Annotated in this window: 15 protein-coding genes and 1 pseudogene; 5 read left to right on the plus strand and 11 right to left on the minus strand. The window is 68.5% G+C overall.

From position 1 onward, the window contains the following. Nucleotides 1-104 precede the first annotated feature (104 nt). Nucleotides 105-581: an AraC family transcriptional regulator gene (locus tag AC1RCS_RS21970; protein ID WP_492246008.1), complete on the plus strand. Its 477-nt coding sequence runs from the start codon at nucleotides 105-107 to the stop codon at nucleotides 579-581. Between the two features lie 11 nt (nucleotides 582-592). On the opposite strand, the gene AC1RCS_RS21975 is transcribed toward AC1RCS_RS21970, so the two are convergent. Next, nucleotides 593-1,576, minus strand: a complete 984-nt coding sequence (locus tag AC1RCS_RS21975; RefSeq protein ID WP_492246009.1) for a Bug family tripartite tricarboxylate transporter substrate binding protein — start codon at nucleotides 1,574-1,576, stop codon at nucleotides 593-595. A 78-nt stretch (nucleotides 1,577-1,654) separates the two neighbouring features. After that, nucleotides 1,655-3,139 carry an amidase gene (locus AC1RCS_RS21980; protein WP_492246010.1) on the minus strand — a complete coding sequence of 495 codons (1,485 nt, stop codon included), beginning with the start codon at nucleotides 3,137-3,139 and terminating at the stop codon, nucleotides 1,655-1,657. 95 nt (nucleotides 3,140-3,234) lie between these two features. On the opposite strand from AC1RCS_RS21980, the gene AC1RCS_RS21985 reads away from it, so the two are divergent. Next, nucleotides 3,235-4,182 carry a LysR family transcriptional regulator gene (locus AC1RCS_RS21985; RefSeq protein ID WP_492246011.1) on the plus strand — a complete coding sequence of 316 codons (948 nt, stop codon included), beginning with the start codon at nucleotides 3,235-3,237 and terminating at the stop codon, nucleotides 4,180-4,182. Then, nucleotides 4,179-4,817 carry an endonuclease III gene (nth, locus tag AC1RCS_RS21990; protein ID WP_369642207.1) on the plus strand — a complete coding sequence of 213 codons (639 nt, stop codon included), beginning with the start codon at nucleotides 4,179-4,181 and terminating at the stop codon, nucleotides 4,815-4,817. Before AC1RCS_RS21985 ends, nth begins: the two co-directional genes overlap by 4 nt. A 78-nt stretch (nucleotides 4,818-4,895) precedes the next feature. Here the strand turns inward: nth and AC1RCS_RS21995 are convergent. The 7 genes and pseudogenes from AC1RCS_RS21995 to AC1RCS_RS22025 all read right to left on the minus strand — a co-directional run. After that, nucleotides 4,896-5,093: pseudogene (locus tag AC1RCS_RS21995) on the minus strand (type II toxin-antitoxin system death-on-curing family toxin); the annotation flags it as partial. Between the two features lie 40 nt (nucleotides 5,094-5,133). Further along, a complete protein-coding gene (locus tag AC1RCS_RS22000; protein ID WP_492246012.1) occupies nucleotides 5,134-5,880 on the minus strand; it encodes an aspartate/glutamate racemase family protein in 747 nt (248 codons plus the stop codon). Between the two features lie 16 nt (nucleotides 5,881-5,896). Further along, entirely contained in the window at nucleotides 5,897-6,658 is a 762-nt protein-coding gene (locus AC1RCS_RS22005; protein WP_492246013.1) for a GntR family transcriptional regulator, read from the minus strand. 13 nt (nucleotides 6,659-6,671) lie between these two features. Continuing rightward, nucleotides 6,672-7,559 carry an ABC transporter permease gene (locus AC1RCS_RS22010; RefSeq protein WP_492246014.1) on the minus strand — a complete coding sequence of 296 codons (888 nt, stop codon included), beginning with the start codon at nucleotides 7,557-7,559 and terminating at the stop codon, nucleotides 6,672-6,674. Nucleotide 7,560: 1 nt separating this feature from the next. Continuing rightward, a complete protein-coding gene (locus tag AC1RCS_RS22015; protein WP_492246015.1) occupies nucleotides 7,561-8,475 on the minus strand; it encodes an ABC transporter permease in 915 nt (304 codons plus the stop codon). Between the two features lie 183 nt (nucleotides 8,476-8,658). Beyond that, the gene (locus AC1RCS_RS22020; protein WP_218340815.1) at nucleotides 8,659-9,954 is read right to left on the minus strand and encodes an ABC transporter substrate-binding protein; all 1,296 of its coding nucleotides are present in this window, start codon (nucleotides 9,952-9,954) and stop codon (nucleotides 8,659-8,661) included. 63 nt (nucleotides 9,955-10,017) lie between these two features. Continuing rightward, nucleotides 10,018-11,112, minus strand: a complete 1,095-nt coding sequence (locus AC1RCS_RS22025) for an ABC transporter ATP-binding protein (protein WP_492246016.1) — start codon at nucleotides 11,110-11,112, stop codon at nucleotides 10,018-10,020. A gap of 261 nt (nucleotides 11,113-11,373) precedes the next feature. Between AC1RCS_RS22025 and AC1RCS_RS22030 the strand changes: the two genes are divergently transcribed. After that, complete coding sequence (locus AC1RCS_RS22030; protein WP_255591397.1) at nucleotides 11,374-12,507, plus strand: GGDEF domain-containing protein; 1,134 nt, start codon at nucleotides 11,374-11,376, stop codon at nucleotides 12,505-12,507. 67 nt (nucleotides 12,508-12,574) lie between these two features. On the opposite strand, the gene cobT is transcribed toward AC1RCS_RS22030, so the two are convergent. Further along, entirely contained in the window at nucleotides 12,575-13,639 is a 1,065-nt protein-coding gene (gene cobT / locus AC1RCS_RS22035) for a nicotinate-nucleotide--dimethylbenzimidazole phosphoribosyltransferase (protein ID WP_492246017.1), read from the minus strand. On the opposite strand from cobT, the gene AC1RCS_RS22040 reads away from it, so the two are divergent. Then, entirely contained in the window at nucleotides 13,638-14,429 is a 792-nt protein-coding gene (locus AC1RCS_RS22040) for a class I SAM-dependent methyltransferase (RefSeq protein WP_492246018.1), read from the plus strand. The two genes, cobT and AC1RCS_RS22040, sit on opposite strands and share 2 nt — an antisense overlap. Before the next feature lie 28 nt (nucleotides 14,430-14,457). Here AC1RCS_RS22040 and AC1RCS_RS22045 read toward each other — a convergent pair whose 3' ends face one another. Continuing rightward, nucleotides 14,458-15,924 (minus strand): cobyric acid synthase, encoded by a 1,467-nt coding sequence (locus AC1RCS_RS22045; RefSeq protein WP_492246089.1) that lies wholly within the window; start codon nucleotides 15,922-15,924, stop codon nucleotides 14,458-14,460. Between the last annotated feature and the right edge of the window lie 32 nt (nucleotides 15,925-15,956).

Raw genomic sequence — 15,956 nt, forward strand, 5'->3', positions numbered from 1 at the left:
CAAAGGATTCCCGCATTGTCGCCAATTGCCGAGCAGGTTTCCTGCGGCTTAGACTGCAAGGCACAAAAGCGCCCTCCCTACCGCAACCCCATCCAGGACCACCCATGCCCCTCGAAATCCGCCAGTTCCCCCCGATGCGCCTTGCCTACATGCGCCAGACCGGCCCCTACGGCCCGTCGCTCACGCAGCTGTGGGACCGCTTTGGCCAATGGTGCGCGGCCCATGGCCTCGCCGAGCCGCGCCCCAGGTACTACGGCATCAGCCTGGACAACCCCGCCTGCACACCGCCCGCGCAATGCCGCTACGACGCTTGCGTGCAGGTGGGCGTCGGGTTGCGCACGGGCACCGAGGCGCTGGTACAGGACTTTCCGGGCGGCGACTACGCCTGTTTGCAGTTCGTCGGCACCGGGCCCGAGATCGGCGCGGCCTGGGCGGGCATGATGGCCCCGGGGCAGATCCCCGCAGGCTGGGAAGTGGCCGCGCGGCCCGCCGTCGAGGTCTATGACGAGCACTTCGCCGTCAACCCCGCCACGGGCGCGTTTCCCTGCTGGCTGTGCCTGGCGGTGCAGCGCACCGCCTGAAACCCTCGCCCTCAGTCGACGCGGATGTCCGCCCGCGCCGCCACGGCGCGCATCAGCGGCAGCTCGCGCTCGATGCGGGCGCGCAGCGCGTCGCCGTTGCCCCAGGCCGGGGTCATGCCGATGTCCACCAGCTTCTTCTTGAACTCGGCGGAGGCCATGGTGTCGGCCAGGGCCTTCTCCAGCTTTTTCTGCACCGGTGCGGGCAGGCCGGCGGGCGCGACGAACGCGAACCACGACCCCATGTCAAAGCCCGGGTAACCGCTCTCGGCCACCGTGGGCACGTTGGGCAGCAGCGGCAGGCGCTGCGGGCTCAGCACGGCGATGGGCTTGATCTTGCCGGCCTTGATGAGCGGGGTGGAGGCCACCACCGTGTCCACCGCCAGCTGCACCTGCCCGCCCATCAGCGCCGTGAGGTTGGGCGAGCTGCCGTTGAAGGGCACGTGCATCATCGGGAAGCCCGCGGTGGCCTTGAGCATCTCGGCGCCGAAATGCACCGAAGAGCCCGTGCCGTAGGAGCCGTACGAGAACTTGTCCGGCGCGGCCTTGGCCTGGGCCACGATGTCCTTGAGCGTGCGGCCCTGCACATCGTTGTGGGCCACCAGCAGCAGCCCCATGTCGGCCACCATGCCGATGGGCGTGAAGCTGCGCACGGGGTCGTACGGCAGGTTGGTGCGGATGGCGGGGTTCATGGTGAGCGTGGTATTGGCGCCCAGCAGCAGGGTGTAGCCATCGGCCGGCGCCTTGGCCACCAGCGAGGCCGCGACCACCGTGCCCGCCCCGGGACGGTTCTCCACCACCACCGGCTGGCCCAGCCGCTCGCCCATCGCCGTGGCCAGCAGGCGCCCCAGGATGTCCGTGGCGCCGCCGGGTGCGAACGGAACGACCAGCTTCACAGGGCGGTCGGGATAGGTCTGCGCCAACGCCACGGCGGGCGCGGCCAGCGCGAACGCGCTGGCCAGAAGGCACGAGATGAAGCGGGAGCGCGGCAAGGGCATGGGGAAGTTCTCCGGTCAAGAAAATGCGGGAAAGGCGGCAGGGGAAGGCATATAAAACGTGGAACGGAACGGGGCCCATCAACCCAGCAAGGGGCTCGCCACACGGGCGTAGCCACTGGCCCGGTCGTATGCGTGCCCTATCTGCAGCACGGCCGCATCGGCCTGCGCCGGGCCGATGATCTGCAGCCCCGCCGGCAAGCCGCCGGGCCCGAAGCCCGCAGGCACGGCCAGTGCGGGCAGGCCGGCCATGGTGGCGGGCACCACGGCCTCCATCCAGCGGTGGTAGGTGTCCATGGTGCGGCCGCCGACCTCGTGCGGCCAGTCCAGGTCGGCATTGAACGGAAAGACCTGCGCGGCCGGCAGCACCAGAAAGTCGAACTGCTCGAACAATCCGCGCAGCACCTGGTACCAGGCACTGCGCACGCGGGCTGCGTCGTACACCTGCAGCGCCGTGAGGCGCATGCCGCGCTCGATCTCCCACACCGCCTCGGGCTTGAGGAGCGCGTGCGTGGCCGGGTTGCGGTACAGGGCCGCGTTGGCCCCCGCCACGCTGAAGCTGCGCAGGTCGATCCAGGCATTCCACAGCTGCTCCATGTCGAACGCGGGCACCACGGATTCCACCGCGCAGCCCACCGTGCGGAAGTGCGCAAGCGCCTGCTCGCAGGTGGCCAGCACGCCGGGCTCGGTGGGCAGGTGCCCGCCCAGGTCGCCCAGCCAGCCGATGCGCGCGCCGTGGAAGCCACGCTCCAGCGGCTGGCCCAGCAAGGCCACGTCCTCGTGCCGGCGGGTGAGCGGCAGCCGCGCATCGAAGCCCGCCTGCACCGACAGCAGCAACGCCAGGTCCGGGATGTTGCGGGCCATGGGGCCCGCCACGCTGAACTGCTGGAAGAACACCTCCTCCGTCGGGCCGTGCGGCACCAGGCCGAACGAGGTGCGCAGCCCGTACACGTTGTTGAACGCCGCCGGCGTGCGCAGCGATCCCATCATGTCCGAGCCGTCGGCCACCGGCAGCATGTGCAGCGCCACGACCACCGCCGCCCCGCCGCTGCTGCCGCCCGCCGACACGGCCGGGTCGAAGGCATTGCGCGTGGTGCCATACACCGGGTTGTAGGTGTGCCCGCCCAGGCCGAACTCGGGCGAGTTGGTTCGGCCCACGAAGAGCGCGCCGCTGGCACGCATGCGCTCGAACACCACGGCGTCGGTGGTGGACACCTGCCCCGCAAAGATGGGTGAGCCGCGCGTGGTGACCATGCCGGCGGCGGGCATGATGTCCTTGGGCGCCTGCGGAAAGCCGTGCAGCGGCCCCAGGCTCTCGCCGCGCGCCAGTTGCGCATCGCGCTCGGCGGCCTGCGCACGCAGCACGTCGCGGTCTGCCAGGGCCACCAGCGCATTAGCCACGGGGTTCAGGCGGTCGATCTGGGCCAGGTAGGCATCGAGCACCTCGACGCACGACACCTCGCGGGCATGGATGGCGTGTGACAGGCCCACGGCCGTGCGGGCCACGATGCCGCCGGGCGGGGTGCTGGTCTGGGGGTGCAAGGGGGTTGCGGGCGAATGTGTCATTGGGAAGTCAGCATAAGCAGCCGCTTGCGTTTCGACAATCGACGATTTCTGAGGTTATCGTTGCGCTTTACGCAAACCACACACCCAGGCCTCCCATGCTCTCAAGCCGCCTGCAGGACACGGCCCTGCGCTACTTTCTGGAGGTGGTGCGCAGCGGCTCGGTGAGCGAAGCCGCCACGCGCCTGCATGTGTCGCCCTCGGCCGTGAGCCGGCAGGTGGCGGCCCTCGAAGACCTGCTGGGCGTGCCGCTGTTCGACCGCCGCCCGCGTGGCATGGCGCCCAGCGCGGCGGGCGAGCTGCTGGCCGCGCACGCGCGGCGCGGCGCGCTGGAGGCCGACCGCGTGGTCTCGGACATCCAGGCGCTGCAGGGGCTGCACACGGGGCGGGTGCGGCTGTGCAGTTCAGCCGGTTTTGCCATCGAATTTTTGCCACGCGTGATGGCGCAGTTCCGCACGCAGTACCCGGGTATCCAGTTCCACCTGCGCGTGGTCAGCCCGGCGGCGGTGACCACGGCCGTGCTCAACGGCGACGCGGACATCGGCCTCACCTACAGCCGCTCGGCCGAGCGGGACATCACCGTGCAGCACCGCGAGGCCTCGCCGGTCATCGCGATCATGCGGCCCGACCACGCGCTGGCGCGCTTCCCCAGCGTGACGCTGGCGCAGATGCACCCCTGCCCCATCGCCCTGCCCGAACGCGACAACACCGTGCGCCAGCTGTTCGACATCGGCTGCAGCCAACGCGGCCTGGTGTTCGAGCCCGTGCTGGTGTGCAACCACTTCGAGACGCTGACCCACTTCGTGCTGCACGGCGGCGGGCTGTCGATATCGGGCGAAGTGACGGTGCGCGACCGCGTGCGGCGCGGCGAGCTGCATGCGGCACAGATCCGCGAGCCCGGCATGAACGCACGCGCCGCCGAACTGCAGACGCTGAGCGGCCGCACCCTGCCGGCGGCCGTGCGCATGTTCCTGGAGTTCTTGCGCACACAGCTACGGGACAATGCAGACCCCACGCATTCCTCCAGAACAAACTCTCCCCCATGAAAACCGCGCAGATCGAACCCTTCTTCGCCACCCTGAAGGCGGCCAACCCCATGCCCAACACGGAGCTGGAATACACCACCCCGTTCGAGCTGCTGGCCGCCGTGCTGCTGTCGGCCCAGGCCACCGATGTGGGCGTGAACAAGGCCACGCGCAAGCTGTTCCCGGTGGCGGGCACACCCCAGGCCATCCTGGACCTGGGGCTGGAAGGGCTGGAGGGCTACATCAAGACCATCGGCCTGTACCGCACCAAGGCCAAAAACCTGCTGGAAACCTGCCGCATCCTGGTGGAGCAGCACGGCAGCGTGGTGCCCCGCACGCGCGAAGCCCTGGAAGCCCTGCCTGGCGTGGGCCGCAAGACGGCCAATGTGGTGCTGAACGTGGCCTTCGGCGAGCCCACCATGGCGGTCGACACGCACATCTTTCGCGTGAGCAACCGCACGGGCCTGGCGCCCGGCAGGAACCCGCTGGCGGTGGAATTGCAGCTGATGAAGCGCGTGCCCGTCGCCTACGCGGTGGACTCGCACCACTGGCTCATCCTGCTGGGCCGCTATGTGTGCCAGGCGCGCAAGCCGCGCTGCTGGGAATGCGTGGTGAGCGAGTATTGCGACTACCAGCCGAAGACACTGGCGCCCTGAGCGTAGATTGCTTCTGTTTTCATAGCTACGCGCGCTTTCTTGATAAGCGCTGGAGCCTGAAAATACTTCAAATTGACATCAACGAGCGGCGGCGTGGTCGCGCAGCCAGGCGGCGAAGGCCTCTTCGGTGATGTCGCCTGCGGCGACAGCGAGCATGGCGAGCACACACGATGCATCGTCGGCGGTGAGCGCCTATCCGTTCAGCCGCAGGAAAAGCTCGGCGGCCACGAAGCCCGTGCGCTTGTTACCGTCGACAAAAGGATGGTTGATCTCCAAGTAATTACAAACGCAATACCTGACTTTCCACCTACCTGCGTCAAACCGTCCCCGCCACTCCCAAGGCCGCCATTTCCCCCGACACCCCCACCCACGCCACCTCAAACCCCGCCACTTTCCGCTCCGGCGGCACGGGGTGCGCACGCAGGGCCCAGGTCGCACCGGCCACCACGCTGTCGATCACCGGCACCGCCACCTGGGGTTGCACCGCAGCGGCCATGCCGGCAAGCCCTGCCCCGCCCAGGATGACAGCCTGCACCCCCATCTGCCGCACCACGTCGCGGCAGGCCTCCACCAGCAAGGCACGGGCGGCTTCAGGGTCTGCCGCCAGCTGGGCCCCCGTGGGCGCCACCGTGTGAATACCCGCGAGCCCGTGCGAATGCCCCAGCGCCTGCGCCAGGCGCTGCAGCATGGGGCCCCAGCGCTCGCCGCCCGTGACGATGGCATAGCGCCCATGGCGGGCGGCTTCGATGAAGGAGGCTTCGGCCAGGCCCGTCACAGGCACGGGGCAGCTTTCGCGCAGCGCCATCAGTCCCGGGTCGCCAAAGCAGCCGATCAGCACGGCATCGGGCCGGGGCCGGGGTTGCGCCAGCTCACGGGCCCAGGCGTCCAATGCGGCATGGGCTGCCACGGCATAGCTGGCCTCGCAGGCGATGTAGGGGGCGCCAAAACGTGCCGTGGCCGTGCGCACCGCCACATGCGAACCTGCGGCTGCCTGCACATGCCGCTGCAGCAAGGCGCTGACGCTGGCCGAGGTGTTGGGGTTGAGGACGAGCAGCTGGCGCATGGCAAGGTGTCGGGATTCAGACGCCCAGCAATTGCGCCAGATCGGGCACATCGCTGGCAGGTGGGGTGAACTCCAGCTGCGTTTCGATGCGGGCCAGGTGCGTCAGCATGAGGCGCGCCGCCTCGCGCGCGTCGCGCAGGCGGATGGCATCGATCAACGCCCGGTGCTCGCGGCAGCCGCAGGCCGTGGCCTCCTCGCGTTCGCGCGCGTGGCTCGGGCTGTAGGTCATGAGGATCAGCGAGGTGCGCGAGACCAGCTCCCGCAGGATGCGCCCCAGCGTCTGGTGCCCTGCGGCCTGCGCGATGTGCAGATGAAAATCGCCCGACAGGCGAATGGCGCGGCGCATGTCGCCACTGGCGCGGGCCGACTCTTCGTGGTCGATGCAGGCGCGCAGCTCGGCAATGTCGGCATCGGTCGCGTTGGCGATGAACAGCTCCACCAGGCGGGGCTCCAGCAGGCGGCGGGCCTCGAACACCTCCAGCGCCTCTTGCGGCGTGGGCTGGGCAATGGATGCGCCCCGGTGGGGCGTGAGCGTGACAACCTGTTCATTGGCCAGCCGCACCAGCACCGGCCGCACGCGCGTGCGCGACACGCCAAAGGCCGCCGCCAGCTTGTCCTCCACCAGCTTGGTGCCCGGAGGCAGCCGGTGGTCGAGGATGGCCGACACCATGCGGTCGTACATGTCGTTGTCGCTGAGCTGGCCGGTCGCGCCGGGCTGCACGGGCGGCTCGGTGACCGCAGCGCGTGTGCGCCGGGGCTTGGGGTTGATGGTCGTCATAAGGGTGCCGTTTTTAACCCGGACGGCCCTTGCGCCTGCGCCCCAAGGCCCATACCAACGCCAGCGTGATGCCCATGACGATGAACGACACCACGGTGGTCAGCGTGCCCAGCGCGTAGATGGACGGCGTGGTCACCGTGCTGGTCAGACCCTGCAGCTCCAGCGGCAGCGTGTTCACGTCGCCGATGGCCTGCGAGGTGCGGGCGATCTCGTCCCAGCTGAGCGTGAAGCCGAACATGCCGATGCCCACGACCGAGGGCGCGATCAAGAGCAGCACGACATGGGCGAAGCCCTGCCAGGGCGTGGCGCCCAGGTCGCGCGCGGCCTCTTCGTAGGATGGGTTGAAGCGGTTGAACACCGCGAACATGATGAGCAGGCCGAACGGCAGCGTCCAGGTCAGGTGCGCGCCCAGGGCCGAGGTGAACAGGCCGAGCGACGTACCGTAGCCCTCGAGCGTGCTCTCCATGCCCAGCCATTCCAGGGCCGCCTTGACGCCGTTGTCGATGAGCCGGAACTCCAGCCCGATGCCCAGCGACACGATGATGGACGGCATGATCAGGCTGGCCACGACGATGAAGAACAGCGTGTTGCCCCCCGCCAGCCGCTTGCGGAAGGCCAGGCCCGCCAGCACCGACAGCACCACCGTGCACAGCATCACCGCCACGCCCAGGCCCAGCGAGCGCCACAGCGCCGCGCCGATGTCCACCACCCCCAGCCCCTCGGCCAGCTTGTGGAACCAGTGCAGCGACACGCCGCGCATGGGAAAGGTCAGCCCGCCTTCGGGGCCCTGGAAGCTCAGGATGAAGATGACCAGCATGGGCCCGTACATGAACAGCACGAACAGGGCAAACACGAGGGCCAGGGGCCAGAAGCTCGCGGGGCGGGAATCGCGCATGGACATGTCAGAGTTCCTTTCGGATGTCGACCAGGCGCGTCAAGCACCAGATGATCATCAACACCACCGCGAGCAGGATCACGGCATTGGCCGCGGCCAGCGGGAACTGCAGGTACGAGGTCTGCACCTGGATGATCTTGCCAATCGATGCGATCTGCTGCCCGCCCATCACGCCGATGGTCACGAAGTCGCCCATGACGATGGTGATCACGAAGATGGACCCGATGATGATGCCGGTGCGCGACAGCGGGACGATCACGTTCCACAGCGTCTGCCAGCCGCTGGCGCCGCTATCGCTGGCCGCCTCGATGAGGCTGCGGTCGATGCGCATCATGCTGTTGAAGATGGGCACGATCATGAACATGGTGTACAGGTGCACGAAGGCCAGCACCACCGAGAAGTCCGAGAACAGCAACCATTCGATGGGCTGATCGACCAGCCCGGCCCCCACCAGGGTCTGGTTCACCAGCCCGTTGCGCCCCAGCAGCGGCACCCAGGAGATCATGCGGATCACGTTCGACGTCCAGAACGGAATGGTGCACAGCACGAACAGCAGCGTCTGCATGCCCGAAGAGCGCACATGGAAGGCCAGGAAATAGGCCACGGTGAAACCGATCACCAGCGTGATCAGCCACACGAGAAAACTGAACTTGAGCGTCGAGTAGTACGTCTTGAGCGTGACGCACAGGCCCTCCGAAGCATCGCCACAGCCCGCGAAGATCGACACGTAGTTCTTGAACGTAAAGCCCGGCAGCAATTCATACTCGTTGAAGTCCCAGAAGCTGACCATCACGATCAGCGCCAGCGGAATCAGGAAAAACAGCGCGAACACCAGCGTGAACGGCGCAGCCTGCCACCAGGCGGCAATGCTGCGGCCGGGGACGGCAGCAGCAGGCAAGGTCGGTGTGTGGGTTGTGCTCATGGTGTTTGCAAACAATCGGTATCAGATATCCGCAGCTCGGCGTTTCGTCTTAATCCTTGAAACTGGCGCGGCCAAAGGCCAGTGCCCCCGTGCAAGGGCCGCCCCGCCGCACCGGGGGCGTCCCCCTCCCAGATTGCGAAGCAATATGAGAGAGGGGGAAGGCGCGAAGCGCCTCAGGGGGAGTTACGCTGCTACGAACTCATTCCACTTCTGCACCATGTAGTTGTTCTCGTCCATCAACGCGTTCCAGCAGGCGATGCCGCCCATGCGCGACTCATAACTGCCGCCGTCGCGCACTGCACCGGCCTTGGCCAGCACATCGCCATTCGGGCTCTTGATGTCCTGCGTGGCGGGCTTGCCTTCCATCCAGTAGGCCCACTCGTAGGCTTCCATCTTGGACTTGGCGGTCTCCAGCACGGCGCTGTAGTAGCCCTGGCGGTTCAGGTAGGCACCGGCCCAGCCGTCCAGGAACCAGTTGATGAACTCGTAGGCGCCGTCGAGTTTCCTGCCCGACAGGGTGGCCGGCAGGCCGAAGCCGGCGGCCCAGGCGCGGTAGCCTTCCTTGAGGGGCTGGAAGTTGCAGGCGATGCCCTTGGTGCGCACGGCGGTGACGGCGGGGCTCCACATGGACTGGATCACCACTTCGCCCGAAGCCATCAGGTTCACCGACTCGTTGAAATCCTTCCACAGCGCGCGGAACTGGCCCTGCTTCTTGGCCTCGATCAGGGTCTTGATCGTGAGATCGATCTCCTTCTTGGTCATGTTGCCCTTGTCGGGGTACTTGTAGATGCCCATGGCCTCGACCACCATGGCGGCGTCCATGATGCCGATGGAGGGGATGTTCAGGATCGCGGTCTTGCCCTTGAACTCGGGGTTGAGCAGCTCGGCCCAGGAGTTGATGGGGCGCTTGATCAGGTCGGGGCGGATGCCCAGCGTGTCGGCGTTGTACACGGTGGGGATCAGCGACATGAACTGCGTGGGCGCGGTTGCGAACTTCTTGGACTTCTCGCCCTCCAGGTAGATCACCTTCTTGGGCGCCGTGCCCTGGTCGCCCACGGCCTTGCCAGCCACCTGGCCGGTCGTGAACAGCGTGGTGATCTTGTCGGCGTTCTTGATGCGCTTGGTGTCGATGCCCTTCAAGTTGCCCGTGGGCACGATCTTTTTCAGCGAGAAGTACTCGGTGTCGATCAGGTCGAAACTGTTGGGCGCGGTCACGGCGCGCTTGGTCACGTCGTCCGTGGTCACGGCCACGTACTGGATCTCGATGCCGGTGTCGGCCTTGAACTTCTCGGCAATGGCCTTGTCCTGGTTCACCGCCGTGCCCAGGTAGCGCAGCACGATCTTTTCCTGCGAATGGACGGCCGGGAACACGCCGGCGGCCAGGATGCCCGCCGTGCCCTTGAGCAGCGAGCGGCGCTGCACGCCTGCAGCCTCGGTAACGACAACAGCGGGGGAATCGGCACGGGAATCATCGGACATGGGAAAACTCCTTGGGTTGCGGAAGGGGACGGGTGGAAAAAGGGAAGTTGCGTGGCAGCGCCGTCAGGCGGCAACGGCCACGGCTGGAGATGGCACCGCCGGTGATGCGGCAGCAGGCTTGGACAGCGGGTGCGCCTGCTCCGGCGTCCAGTGCAATTGCACCGCCTGCCCCACCTGGTAGGGCTGCGCGGCAAAGGCGGCCTCGGACACCATCACCGAGTACGCCGCCGTGGCGTTGGCCGACAGCGCCACGCCCTGCTTTTGCAGGCCCAGCAGCACATAGGTGCCCTGGTATTCCACGTCGGTCACCACGGCCTGCATGCGCTGGGCACCCCAGGGCAGCTCGGCGATGGCGGGGGTTATCTGCAGGTGGTCGGTGCGCACGCCGACCTTGCCCTCGGGCGTGTCGATCACGTTGTGGCCGCCCATGAAGCGCGCCACGAATTCGCTGGCCGGGCGGTTGTAGACCTCGTGCGGCGAACCCACCTGCTCGATCACGCCGTGGTTCATCACCACCATGGTGTCGGCCAGGGCCATGGCCTCTTCCTGCGAGTGGGTCACGTGGATGAATGTCAGGCCCAGTTCCTTCTGCCAGCGGCGCAGCTCGGCGCGCATCTGGATGCGCAGGAAGGGGTCGAGTGCCGAAAGGGGTTCGTCCAGCAGCAGCACGCGCGGCTGGGTGATCAGCGCGCGCGCCAGCGCCACACGCTGCTGCTGCCCACCCGACAGCTCGGCCGGCTTGCGCTCGGCCAGATGGCCCATGGCCACGCGTTCGAGCAGGTCACGCGCCTTGGCTTGGCGCTCGGCCCGGGCCACGCCCTTCATCTTGAGGCTGAAGGCCACGTTGTCCAGCGCCGACAGGTGCGGGAACAGCGCGAAGCTCTGGAACATCATGGCCGTGCCGCGCGCGGCGGCGGGCAGGTCGGTGATGTTGCGGTTCTCCAGCAGGATGTCGCCGCTGGTCACCGACTCGTGCCCGGCGATCATGCGCAAGGTGGTGCTCTTGCCACAGCCCGAGGGGCCCAGCAGGCAGCAGTAGCTGCCGCTGGCGATGCGCAGGTTGATGGCGTCCACGGCGGGCTTGCCGCTGGCGTAGCGCTTGGTGAGCGCGACGATTTCAATGGCAACCGGGGGCTGGGCGGGGATGGGAGCTTGCATGGCACCCATGAACGCAAGGCCCATGCCAACTTTGTACACAATTTTTCATTGAGTTTGCGTACAAATTGCACCATCCTTGTGCCCGGCCTGTGCCGGCCCCCGTGCTGCGCGCACCATCCTTGCCGCTTAGGCTCCTTTTTCTGGTGCACGGAAACGTTTGCGGGGCCCATGGCACACACCTGAAACATATCCGTATGGCTATACTGAAATCGCAGCAGAAACAATTTCTTACGTAGCGCGCCCTCTTCCCATTCACGCTGGATGACGAACCTCGACCCGCGCTCCATGATCGCCATGGCGGGCTTCATGTCCGCCGTCATGGCCATCGTCCTGCTTTTCATGAGGCGCTACTACCCGCCGTCGATCCAGGGGGTGGGCGCCTGGGCGCTGGCGCCGCTGCTGTGGCTGGCGTCCACGGTGCTTTTCAGCGCGCGCGGCTTCATCCCGGACTGGCTGAGCCTGGTGCTGGCCAACCAACTGCTGGTGCTGGGCACCGTGACCTACTACATGGGCACGCGCAGCTTCATGGGCAGGCCCTCCACCTGGCGCACTTGGTCCTGGGTCATGGCGGGCACCACCCTCGTGTTCATCTGGCTGACCTACTGGATGCCGCACTACGGCCTGCGCGTCGGGTTCTTCACGGTGGCCATGGGCATCGTCTATGCCGCGCAATTGCGCTTCATGCTGCGGCACGGCGGGCGCAACTTCCCCGTGCGGCTGGTGGAGGTCGTCCTGGCGCTGCACATGGGCGTCCTTGCCGTGCGCCTGGGCTCCATCATGGCCGGGCGCGCCGGCGCGGACCTGATGGAACCTTCGCTGTTCCAGACCCTGTACATCGGCGCCTACGTGCTGACGGTGCTCATGCTGTCCATCGGCGCGGTGCTCATGGCCACCGACCGCCTGCGCACCGAGCTGGAACATCTGGCGACGCACGACTCGCTCACCCAGACACTAAACCGGCGCGCGCTGCTGCAGCGCTGCGAGGACGAGCTGGAGCGCGCACAGCGTTACGGCAACGGCCCCTCGATCATGATGCTGGACCTGGACAACTTCAAGTCCGTGAACGACACCCATGGACACCAGCACGGAGATGCCGTGCTCGTGCATTTCGCCGAACGGACGCGCCAGGTACTGCGCCGCGCGGACCGCCTGGGGCGGTATGGCGGAGAGGAATTCATGGTGCTGCTGCCAGGCACGCAGGGAGTGGCGGCCCGGAGCGTGGCGCAGCGCATCCACGCCGCGCTGGCGACGGGCCACCCGCTCGACTGCGAGGTCAGCATCGGACTCACCAGCTGGGCAGGCCCCGGCGAGACGCTGGACGGCATGCTCTCGCGCGCCGATGCCGCGCTGTACCGCGCCAAGGAGCAGGGGCGCAACCAGACGGTCGAGGCCTGAGAGACAAATCGCACGCCGCCGGGCGCCCAGCGGTGGAAGGCTGCGCCGCAGGGCGCCGCCCCCTGGTTCAGGCGGTCTGGGTGGCGACCCCGGCCGACTCGAAGCTCGCCATCTCGCTGAGCACCGCGCACGCCGACTGCAGCAGCGGCCAGGCGAGCGCAGCGCCCGAGCCCTCGCCCAGGCGCAGGCCCAGGTCCAGCAGCGGCTCGGCCTGCATCTGCGCGAGCATGAGGCTGTGGCCGCGCTCGCCCGATCGGTGGGCGAACACGCAGCGCTGCAGCACGGCCGGCTGCAGGCGGCTGGCCACCAGCACGGCGGCGCTGGTGATGAAGCCATCCACAACGATCACGCGGCGCTCGGCCGCGGCCTGCAGCACCGCGCCCACCAGCGTGGCGACCTCGAAGCCGCCCAGGGCGGCCAGCGCATCCAGCGGGCCGGTGGCCCCGGCGTTCACGTCCAGCGCCTGCTGCAGCACCGCGCGCTTGCGCTCGATGCCGGCCGCATCCAGCCCCGTGCCGGCGCCCGTCACCTCGGCCAGCGGCAGGCCGGCCAGCCGTGCCAGCAACAGCGAGGCCACGGACGTGTTGCCGATGCCCATCTCGCCCAGCAGCAGCGCATTGCCGGGCAGGCCGCGCACCACCTCCGCGCCGTTCGCCAGGGCCCCAGCGCACTGCGCCGCCGTCATCGCTGGCCCGACGGAAGCGTCCTGCGTGCCCAGCGCCACCTTGCGCAGCAGCAACTGCGGCTGGCCGGGCGCTGCCTCGCGCGCGGCGATGGGCTTGGCCACGCCGCAGTCCACCACCGTCAGGCCCAGGCCGTGCTGGCGCGCGAGCACGCTCACGGCGGCGCCACCGGCCAGGAAGTTCTCGACCATCTGCCAGGTCACATCGCTCGGAAACGCCGACACGCCCCGCGCTGCCAGCCCGTGGTCGCCCGCGCACACCAGCATCTGCGGCGCATGCAGTGCGGGCGTCTCGGTGCCCAGGATGAGCCCCAGGCGCAGCGCCAGGCGCTCCAGCAGCCCCAGGGAGCCGAGCGGCTTGGTCTTGTAATCGATCACGTGCTGCAGGCGGCTGGCCAACGCGGCATCATGGAGGTCATCAACGGGTGGAAGAATGAAAGGTGCGGTCATGGTGGTAGAGAACACGAAGAAAGATGCTGTGCACGCAGCGGCACAGCGGGGATATGCGAATGAGGCCCAGACATACGCGCGCGGCCGGCCCGACTACCCGGCGGCGCTGTCGGCCTGGCTGGGGCAGACCCTGGGCCTGGGCCCCGGCCGCCAGGTGGCCGATGTGGGCGCGGGCACGGGCAAGTTCACTGCGCTGCTCGCGGCCACCGGGGCCGGTGTGGTGGGCGTGGAGCCCGTGGATGCGATGCGCGCCAGGATCGATGCCCTGCAATTGCCCACGGTGCGCGCCGTGGCGGGAACGGCCCAGGCCATTCCGCTGCCGTCCGGCGCGCTCGATGCCGTGGTCTGTGCGCAGGCCTTCCACTGGTTTGCCACGAGCGAGTCTCTGGATGAATTCCACCGCGTGCTGCGCCCCGGCGGCCGGCTTGGCCTGGTGTGGAATGTGCGCGACGAGTCGGTGGACTGGGTGGCGGAACTCACGGACATCATCACGCCCTTCGAGGGCGATGCGCCGCGCTTCTACAAGGGCGACTGGCGCCGGCCCTTCCCGCACCCCAGCTTCAGCCCACTGGCCGAGACCCGGCTGCCGCATGAACATGTGGGGCCGCCACAGCAGGTCATCATGGACCGCTTCATGTCGGTGAGCTTCATCGCCGCCCTGCCCGACAGCGAGCGGGCCCAGGTGCGCGCACGGATCGAGGCACTCATCGCCCACCACCCCGCGCTGCGCGGGCAGGGCACCGTGCGCTTCCCGTACACCACGCTCGCATACCACTGCGAACGGGTGTAAAGCGCCGAGGCCCGCCACCGCGGCAGCCCTACGCGGCCACCAGCGCATCCAGCACCCCGGGCGTGAAACAGGGGCCGATGGCGTGCGCTAGGCCGTCGAACACGCTGTCGAGCGTGGGCACCGGCGCGGCGAGCCGCGCACCGAACAGCGCCTGGAGCGCCGCCCCGTCCTCGAACAGGCCGTGCAGGTACACCCCCAGCACATTGCCCGCCGCATTGCTCCAGGCCAGGCCTGGCATCACCTCGTGCGCCACATCGCCCTTGGCCGCCATGGCCGGGTGCTGCGCGGTCTGGCCGTGGTGGATTTCATAGCCCGCCACCTCCACCCCCGACAGCGCCCCCCAGGCGCCCGGCAGCACACCGCAACGCGCGCGCGTGAGCCGCACCGTCTTGTCGCGCGCGAAGGCGGTGACCAGCGGCAGCAGGCCCAGGCCGGGCGCATTGCCGTCGATGCCCTCGGTGTCGATCAGCGCCTCGCCCAGCATCTGCAGGCCGCCACACACCCCCAGCACGGCCCCGCCCCGCGCGGCATGGGCCGCGATGGACTGGTCCAGCCCCTGCGCGCGCAGCCAGGCCAGGTCGGCGGCCGTCGCCTTGGAACCGGGCAGCACCACCCAGTCCGTGGGCTTCAGGCCGCCCAGGTCGGCCGGGCTGCGCGCCCACAGCAGGCGCACGCCGGGCACGTTCTTCAGGGGCTGGAACTCGTCGAGGTTGCTGATGCGCGGATAGGCCACCACGGCCACGGTGGTGTGCACGGTGCCGGCCGAGGTGCTGCGGTCGTCGAACACGCCATCCTCCTCGGGCAGGCCATGGCGCCAGTGCATCGGCACCGTCGCCACGGTGGGCACGCCGGTCAGGTCCTGCAGCATCTGCGGCGCGGGCGCCAGCAGGCGGGCATCGCCACGGAACTTGTTGAGCACGAATCCATGGATCAGTGCGCGCTCGTCCTCGGGCAGCAGCGCCCAGGTGCCGTACAGGTGCGCAAAGGCGCCGCCCCGGTCGATGTCGGTCACCAGCAGGCAGCGGGCGCCGGCATGGCGCGCGACGCGCATGTTCACGATGTCGCTCGCGTGCAGGTTGATCTCGGCGGGCGAGCCCGCGCCTTCGATCACCACCACGTCGTTTTCGGCGCGCAGCGCATCGAGCGCGGCGGCGATCTGCGGCCACACCTTTTCGCTGCGGCCGCGCCAGGGCATGGCCGTGAGCTCCGCGCTCACCTGCCCCATCAGCACGACCTGGCTGTGCGTGTCGGCCTCGGGCTTGAGCAGCAGTGGGTTCATGCGCACCTCGGGCCCGGCGCGGGCCGCGAGGGCCTGGAAGTACTGCGCGCTGCCGATCTCGCCCAGCAACCCGCCGGGGCCGGGCACGACGCGCGCGTTGTTGCTCATGTTCTGCGCCTTGAACGGCGCGACCTTCAGGCCCAGGTTGCTGTAGTGGCGGCACAGCGCGGTGGTGAGCCAGCTCTTGCCGGCGCCGCTGGTGGTGCCCAGCACCATCACGCAGCGCGCCATGCGCGGAGAAGTGGATG

The sequence above is a fragment of the Acidovorax sp. GW823-FHT01C06 genome, assembly GCF_058798375.1.

What these genes read in the sequence shown, in the direction of transcription:
- AC1RCS_RS21970 (WP_492246008.1), top strand. Translation starts at nt 105, where the DNA reads ATGCCCCTCGAAATCCGCCAGTTCCCCCCGATGCGCCTTGCCTACATG.
- cobT (WP_492246017.1), bottom strand. Translation starts at nt 13,639, where the DNA reads ATGACCGCACCTTTCATTCTTCCACCCGTTGATGACCTCCATGATGCC.
- AC1RCS_RS21980 (WP_492246010.1), bottom strand. Translation starts at nt 3,139, where the DNA reads ATGACACATTCGCCCGCAACCCCCTTGCACCCCCAGACCAGCACCCCG.
- nth (WP_369642207.1), top strand. Translation starts at nt 4,179, where the DNA reads ATGAAAACCGCGCAGATCGAACCCTTCTTCGCCACCCTGAAGGCGGCC.
- AC1RCS_RS21975 (WP_492246009.1), bottom strand. Translation starts at nt 1,576, where the DNA reads ATGCCCTTGCCGCGCTCCCGCTTCATCTCGTGCCTTCTGGCCAGCGCG.
- AC1RCS_RS22005 (WP_492246013.1), bottom strand. Translation starts at nt 6,658, where the DNA reads ATGACGACCATCAACCCCAAGCCCCGGCGCACACGCGCTGCGGTCACC.
- AC1RCS_RS22040 (WP_492246018.1), top strand. Translation starts at nt 13,638, where the DNA reads ATGGTGGTAGAGAACACGAAGAAAGATGCTGTGCACGCAGCGGCACAG.
- AC1RCS_RS22000 (WP_492246012.1), bottom strand. Translation starts at nt 5,880, where the DNA reads ATGCGCCAGCTGCTCGTCCTCAACCCCAACACCTCGGCCAGCGTCAGC.
- AC1RCS_RS22010 (WP_492246014.1), bottom strand. Translation starts at nt 7,559, where the DNA reads ATGTCCATGCGCGATTCCCGCCCCGCGAGCTTCTGGCCCCTGGCCCTC.
- AC1RCS_RS22020 (WP_218340815.1), bottom strand. Translation starts at nt 9,954, where the DNA reads ATGTCCGATGATTCCCGTGCCGATTCCCCCGCTGTTGTCGTTACCGAG.
- AC1RCS_RS22045 (WP_492246089.1), bottom strand. Translation starts at nt 15,924, where the DNA reads ATGGTGCTGGGCACCACCAGCGGCGCCGGCAAGAGCTGGCTCACCACC.
- AC1RCS_RS22025 (WP_492246016.1), bottom strand. Translation starts at nt 11,112, where the DNA reads ATGCAAGCTCCCATCCCCGCCCAGCCCCCGGTTGCCATTGAAATCGTC.
- AC1RCS_RS21985 (WP_492246011.1), top strand. Translation starts at nt 3,235, where the DNA reads ATGCTCTCAAGCCGCCTGCAGGACACGGCCCTGCGCTACTTTCTGGAG.
- AC1RCS_RS22030 (WP_255591397.1), top strand. Translation starts at nt 11,374, where the DNA reads ATGACGAACCTCGACCCGCGCTCCATGATCGCCATGGCGGGCTTCATG.
- AC1RCS_RS22015 (WP_492246015.1), bottom strand. Translation starts at nt 8,475, where the DNA reads ATGAGCACAACCCACACACCGACCTTGCCTGCTGCTGCCGTCCCCGGC.